This is a genomic window from Desulfosarcina sp. (genome assembly GCF_033791525.1).
Taxonomy (GTDB): Bacteria; Desulfobacterota; Desulfobacteria; order Desulfobacterales; family Desulfosarcinaceae; genus Desulfosarcina.
Genome location: NZ_JASJGN010000142.1, coordinates 1 through 6,376, shown reverse-complemented (window position 1 = coordinate 6,376; position 6,376 = coordinate 1). Strand labels below are relative to the sequence as shown.

Annotated in this window: 5 protein-coding genes; all 5 read left to right on the top strand. The window is 57.4% G+C overall.

The genetic code is table 11. The features are described from left to right. Positions 1–948, top strand: a 948-nt coding sequence (dxr, locus tag QNK41_RS06595) for a 1-deoxy-D-xylulose-5-phosphate reductoisomerase (RefSeq protein ID WP_319254997.1), incomplete at its 5' end; no start/stop codon positions are given. A gap of 10 nt (positions 949–958) precedes the next feature. After that, entirely contained in the window at positions 959–2,323 is a 1,365-nt protein-coding gene (gene rseP, locus QNK41_RS06590; protein ID WP_319254995.1) for an RIP metalloprotease RseP, read from the top strand. A 12-nt stretch (positions 2,324–2,335) separates the two neighbouring features. Then, positions 2,336–5,332 carry an AIR synthase-related protein gene (locus QNK41_RS06585; RefSeq protein WP_319254994.1) on the top strand — a complete coding sequence of 999 codons (2,997 nt, stop codon included), beginning with the start codon at positions 2,336–2,338 and terminating at the stop codon, positions 5,330–5,332. Next, entirely contained in the window at positions 5,329–6,153 is an 825-nt protein-coding gene (locus QNK41_RS06580; protein WP_319254993.1) for a phosphoribosylformylglycinamidine synthase subunit PurQ, read from the top strand. The genes QNK41_RS06585 and QNK41_RS06580 overlap by 4 nt, the downstream gene beginning before the upstream one ends. 28 nt (positions 6,154–6,181) lie before the next feature. After that, positions 6,182–6,376: NAD-dependent epimerase/dehydratase family protein (locus QNK41_RS06575; RefSeq protein WP_319254990.1), on the top strand; the 195-nt coding region annotated here is incomplete at its 3' end.

Here is a 6,376-nt window from a genome sequence, read left to right as displayed (position 1 = left end):
ATGGACGTAGAGATTGTTTTCGGAGAAGCGGGGTATGTCGAAGCTGCCACCTGCCCGGAAACCGACATGGTACTGGGTGCCATGGTGGGGTCGGCCGGTTTGGTGCCGACCCTTGCCGCCATCGACGCCGGCAAGGATATTGCCTTGGCCAACAAGGAAACCCTAGTCATGGCCGGCGCCATCGTGATGGAGAAAATCGCCAGCCGTGGCGTCAAACTGATGCCCGTGGACAGTGAGCACAGCGCTATCTTCCAGAGCATGGCCGGTCATGGACCCAATGGGATCCGTGAGATCCTGCTGACCGCATCCGGCGGCCCGTTTTTGAAACGACCGGCTGTGGAATTCACTTCCATCACCCCTCAGGATGCCCTGCGACACCCCAACTGGTCCATGGGCAATAAAATTACCATCGACTCGGCGACCTTGATGAACAAGGGCCTGGAAGTGATCGAAGCCCGATGGCTTTTTGATGTGGACTTTGCCCGGATCAAGGTCGTGGTCCATCCTCAGAGCATCGTTCATTCGATGGTTTCCTACCATGATGGTGCGGTGATGGCCCAGATGGGTGTGCCGGACATGAAAGGGGCCATTGCATACGGCCTTTCTCATCCCCGGCGGTTGCCGCTGGATGTACCATCACCTGATTTTGCCCATATCGGTCAGCTGACTTTCGAAGCGCCGGACCTTGAGCGGTTTCCTTGCCTGAACCTGGCGTATCGTGCCGGAGAACAGGGGGGGACCCTGCCTGCCGTGCTCAATGCCGCCAATGAAGTGACCGTGGCCGCGTTTCTGGACAACCGGCTGCCTTTTTTGGGAATTTACCCGATCATCGACCAGACCCTCAACCTTCATTCCGCAAAAACTGGCCCGGACCTTGACCAGCTTATCGAGGCGGACCGATGGGCCAGAGAGACGGCCCTTGAGCTGATCCGCCGGCAGGAGCGTTAACGTATCGCCTATGACCACTAATATTTTTGCCTTTGTCATCGTTCTCGGCATTCTCATTTCCTTCCACGAGCTGGGCCATTTTCTCGTTGCCAGGCTGTTTGGCGTGGGTGTGGAGAAATTCTCGTTGGGCTTCGGACCGCGCCTTTTCGGCCGGACCGTGGGGATAACCGATTACCGAATTTCCGCCATTCCGCTGGGGGGCTACGTCAAGATGGTGGGCGATGAACCCGATGCCGAGCTTGCACCGGAGATGATACCCTATTCGTTCACCCACAAGCACGTGTTCAAGAGAATCATGATTGTGGCGGCCGGCCCGTTTTTCAATCTGTTGTTGGCAGTCATCATCTATACTGGCTTTTTCACCTTTATCGGCACCGAGGATATCCGCCCGGTCGTCAACCATGTGGTCAAGGAGAGCCCGGCGGCCCAGGCAGGGCTGCAGACCGGCGATGTGGTGGCGGCCATCGACGGTTCGACGGTGGCCTCCTGGAGCGACATCAATCGGCTGATCGCCGATGGCCAGGGCCGCGCCGTGCGCATCAGCGCCAAACGTGAGGATTCCTTTTTCGATGTCTCGGTCATCCCTCAGACCAAGGTGGCCAAGGATATTTTAGGGGACGATGCCCCCTACTACGATATCGGTTTTTCCGGATTTGCGCCCTTAAAGGCCGTGGTCGGAGAAGTCGCCGACGGCTACCCGGCCAAAAAAGCCGGCATGCAGGCAGGGGATCTGATCGTCGCCATCGACGACCAGCCGGTAGACAGCTGGAACACGATGAAAGCGATTATCTCCCAGAGCAATGGCGAGCCGATGACGTTGCGGATTGCGCGCGGCGAGGAAACCCTCACGGTCGATATCGTGCCGGTTCTGTTCAGTGAGGAAAACGTGCTTGGGGAAAAGGTGGACAGTTACCGCATCGGCATCTCCACGCCGGGCATCGATATCCCCGAGGCCGATCGCATCACCATCAAACGGGGGCCCATTGATGCGGTTCTGGAGAGTGTCGATCAGACCTATCAGATCTCCCGGTTGACCCTTTTGAGCATCGGCAAGCTGATCAAGGGGACGGTATCCACCAAGACGTTGGGCGGTCCGATCATGATCGCTGAAATGGCCGGGCAGCAGGCCAAAGCGGGGTTTACCAACCTGATTTTTTTCATTGCCGTACTGAGCATCAACCTGGCCGTGCTCAATTTTCTGCCCATTCCGGTTCTCGATGGCGGCCACCTGATGTTTTTTTTCATCGAGGCGGCCATTCGGCGTCCCATTAATATCCGCATGCGTGAGATCGCCCAGCAGGCCGGTATTTTTATCCTGATTCTGCTGATGATTTTTGTGTTCTACAATGATATCATGCGCATCTTTTCGAGTTGAGGAATTATAACCATGCCGCAACGAATCGAAATCACCTTAAAGGAGCGGCTTCTCGACGCAGAAGGGCAATCCCTTCGCCTCAAAGCCAAGAATTATTTTAACATCGATCTGCACCAGGTGCGCACCATCCATATTGTGACCATCGATGCGGATCTGAGCACCGATCAGATCGAGCGGGCCCGCTCGGAGATATTCACCAACCCGGTGACTCAGGTGTCGTCCCTGCAGCCGCTGGATGTGGATTTCGACTGGATCATCTGGGTCGGATTCCGTCCCGGTGTTCGGGACAATCCCGGTGCCACCGCCGTTGAAGCAGTGGAAGACCTGTTGCGTCTGCAGCTGAAACCCGGCCAGGCGGTCTATACGTCAAAACGGTATTGTCTGAAGGGCAACGGCGTCAGCCGCCAGGATGCCGAAAAAATTGCCGGCGAGTTGCTGGCCAACGACATCATTCAGCAGTGGGTGGTGTTTGACCCCAGCCAGTGGGACCCCGCCATCGGCATCGGGTTCGTCATCCCCAAGGTGATGCTCGACCACCAGCCCGAGGTGGCCACGCTGTCCATCGACAGTGACGAGACGCTGACCCGGCTCAGCGACCAGCGCAGCCTGTCCCTAAACCCCAGGGACATCCCCACCATCCGGTCCTATTTTCTGAAACCGGATGTGCAGCGCCAACGCCGTCAGGTATCCCTGTCAGACCCCACGGATCTGGAGCTGGAATACATCTCCCAGGCCCGCAGTGATCACTGCAACCACAATACCTTCGGCGGCCGGTTCCACTACCGGGATCTGGAGACCGGAAAAACAGAGACCATCGACAGCCTGTTCAAGACGTTTATCGAAGGCCCCACGCTGGCCTTAAAGGCGCAAAAGTCGTGGGTCGTCTCCGTGCTGTGGGACAATGCCGGGGTGGGGCGCTTTGACACGGACCATCACTACGTGATTACCGGCGAAACCCACAATTCGCCTTCCAACATGGAAGCCTACGGCGGGGCCATTACCGGTATCGTCGGTATTTACCGCGATCCCATGGGCACCGGTAAAGGATCCAAACTGATCATGGGCAGCTACGGGTATTGCGTCGGGCCGCGCGATTACGACGGGGATCTCAAACCGCGGCTGCACCCCAGGCGGTTGCTGGACGGTGTCATAGAGGGCGTGCGCGACGGCGGCAACAAGAGCGGCATTCCGACGCCCTTTGGCCAGGTGATGTTTCACCCGGGATACCTGGGAAAATGCCTGGTGTTCGTTACGGCCTTAGGGATCATGCCGGCGGAGATAAACGGCGAGCCTTCGGATCAAAAGACCATCCTGCCCGGCGACCTGGCCATTATGTTAGGCGGTCGGGTGGGCAAGGACGGCATTCACGGCGTGACGGCCTCGTCGGCTTCTTTTTCCGAACACACGCCGGCCGGCCACGTCCAGATCGGCGACCCGTATACCCAAAAGAAGATGCACGATTTCCTCCTGGATGCCCGTGATGAAGGACTGATCCGCTTTATCACCGACAACGGCGGCGGCGGGCTCTCCTCTTCCATCGGCGAGAGTGCGCTTTTTTCCAATGGATGCGACATCCAACTGGAAAAGGTGCCGTTGAAATATGACGGTCTGGACCAGTGGGAGATCTGGATCTCCGAATCCCAGGAGCGCATGACCGTGGCCATCGATCCCGTTGATCTGGACCGCTTCATGGCACTGAGTCGGCAGCATGCCGTCGAAAGCAGTGTGATCGGCACCTACACCGATACCGGCAAACTCCATATCACCTACAACGGGGCCACCTGTGCCTATATCGATCTGGATCTGCTCACATCGGCCTTTCCACAGTGGGAGTTCGAGGCCGACTGGCGACCGCCGGCCCTGCGCGGCCTTACCGAGCCTGTGCTGGGCGTTCCGGAAGATTGCGAGTCCCTGATTCTGGATATATTGGGGCGGCCCAACATCTGTTCCAAGGAGTGGGTCTGTCGCCAGTACGACCATGAGGTGCAGGGCACCAGCGTGATCAAACCCCTGATCGGTGCCGGGCGGGATGTGCCCACTGATGCGACCGTTATTCGCCCGGTGCTCTCCTCACAACGCGGCCTGGTTTTCTCACAGGCGCTGATCCCCATGTATTCGGCCATCGATGCCTATTACATGACGGCTTGCACGATTGACGAGGCTGTGCGCCGGGCCATCGCCGTGGGCGGGGATCCGGACCATCTGGGGGGTGTGGACAATTTCTGTTGGCCCACCATCCAATACGATGCGCTGAAGAATCCCGACGGCAAACATAAAGCCGCCCAACTGGTGCGTTCGTGTCAGGCACTCAAAACGATGTGTTTGGCCTATGGCATTCCCCTGCTGTCCGGTAAGGACTCCATGTACGTGGATGGGCATTTGCCGGGCCGCTATGGTGAAACCCATAAGGTTTCGGCGTTGGAGACGCTCCAATTTTCGGTTACCGGTGTGATCCAGGACGTGGGCCAATGCCTAACCATGGATAGCAAAGTCCCCGGTGATCGGGTTTGGGTGGTCGGGATCACCAAAAACGAGTTGGGTGGCTCGGAGTACTATGAGCACATGGGCCATGTGGGCTTAAATGTCCCCATCGTCGATCCCGATGGCTTTGCCGCGCGCTATCGCAGCATGGCCGAAGCGATTGAAAAGGGGCTCTTGGCTTCCTGCCATGGCATCTATAGAGGCGGGCTGGCGGTTCACCTGGTCCTGGTCGCCATGGGGGGCGAACTGGGCCTGACCGTGGACCTGACCCAGGTGCCGTCAAAAGGGGTCGACCGGGAAGACACGTTGTTGTTTTCGGAAAGTGCTGGGCGGTTTATCGTCACCGTTGCCCCGGACAACCAAGCCGCTTTTGAAGCGCTGTTTGCCGGGCAGCCGGCAGCCTGTGTGGGACAAGTGACCGAGACGCCGCAATTGAAAATCAACGGATTGGATGGTAAATGCCTGGTAGCCTTGTCTGTCGATGATATGAAGTCGGCCTGGAAAGGGCCTTTTAGGGATTTAATATGAGCACAAAACCGAACGTATTGGTGCTGACGGGTTTCGGCCTCAACTGTGATCATGAAACGGCTTATGCCTTTGAGCTCGCCGGGGCTGTGGCCAAGCGGGCGCACATCAACGCCCTTATCGCCGGCGACGTTCGCCTGGATGATTTCCAGATCCTGGCATTTGGCGGCGGCTTCAGCTGGGGAGACGATCATGGTGCCGGGGTGATTCAGGCCCTGCGCCTGAAGACGAACATCGGCGACCGCCTGCTCGATTTCGTGGCCGCCCACAAGCTGGTCATCGGCATCTGCAACGGATTCCAGACCCTGGTCAACCTGGGATTGCTGCCGGGGATCGATGGTGATTACACCCGGCGATCCGTGGCCCTGACCTACAACGACTGCGGCAATTTTCGTGATCAATGGGTCCGCCTGAAGATCAATCCCGACTCGGCATGCGTGTTCACCAGAGACATGCAGACCCTCGAGCTGCCGGTCAGGCATGGTGAGGGAAAGTTCTATGCGGAAAGCGAAACACTGAGAACCCTGTCGGATAACCACCAGGTCGTCCTGCAGTATGCCATGCCGGACGGCCAGTCGGCCAACGGTGCCTTTCCTCACAACCCCAACGGCTCCCTGGCTGACATTGCCGGCATCTGCGACGCCAGCGGTCGAGTCTTTGGCCTGATGCCGCACCCGGAGGCATACAACCATGTCACCAACCACCCGGATTGGACGCGGCAGGTGGAAAAGCAAAAAAGGATCGGGATTAAAGACAAGGGCGGGATGGGGGCCGGGATCCGGATCTTTGAGAATGCCGTCGCCTATTTCAGTTCCGTTGGTTAACGTTTCAACCTATGGAGAATTCTAAAAGATGCATTTAAAAAAACGAGTAATGGTTACTGGTGGGGCCGGGTTTCTCGGTTCCCATCTTTGTGAACGGTTACTTAACGATGGATGCGATGTTCTTTGCGTTGACAACCTATATACTGGCACCAAACAAAATATTAGTCATTTGTTGGACAATCCATATTTTGAGTTGATACGGCATGACATCACCTTCCCGCTT

Bases quoted from the DNA above. Each gene is read 5' to 3' on its own strand.
- rseP (WP_319254995.1), top strand. From the start codon at position 959: ATGACCACTAATATTTTTGCCTTTGTCATCGTTCTCGGCATTCTCATT.
- QNK41_RS06585 (WP_319254994.1), top strand. From the start codon at position 2,336: ATGCCGCAACGAATCGAAATCACCTTAAAGGAGCGGCTTCTCGACGCA.
- QNK41_RS06580 (WP_319254993.1), top strand. From the start codon at position 5,329: ATGAGCACAAAACCGAACGTATTGGTGCTGACGGGTTTCGGCCTCAAC.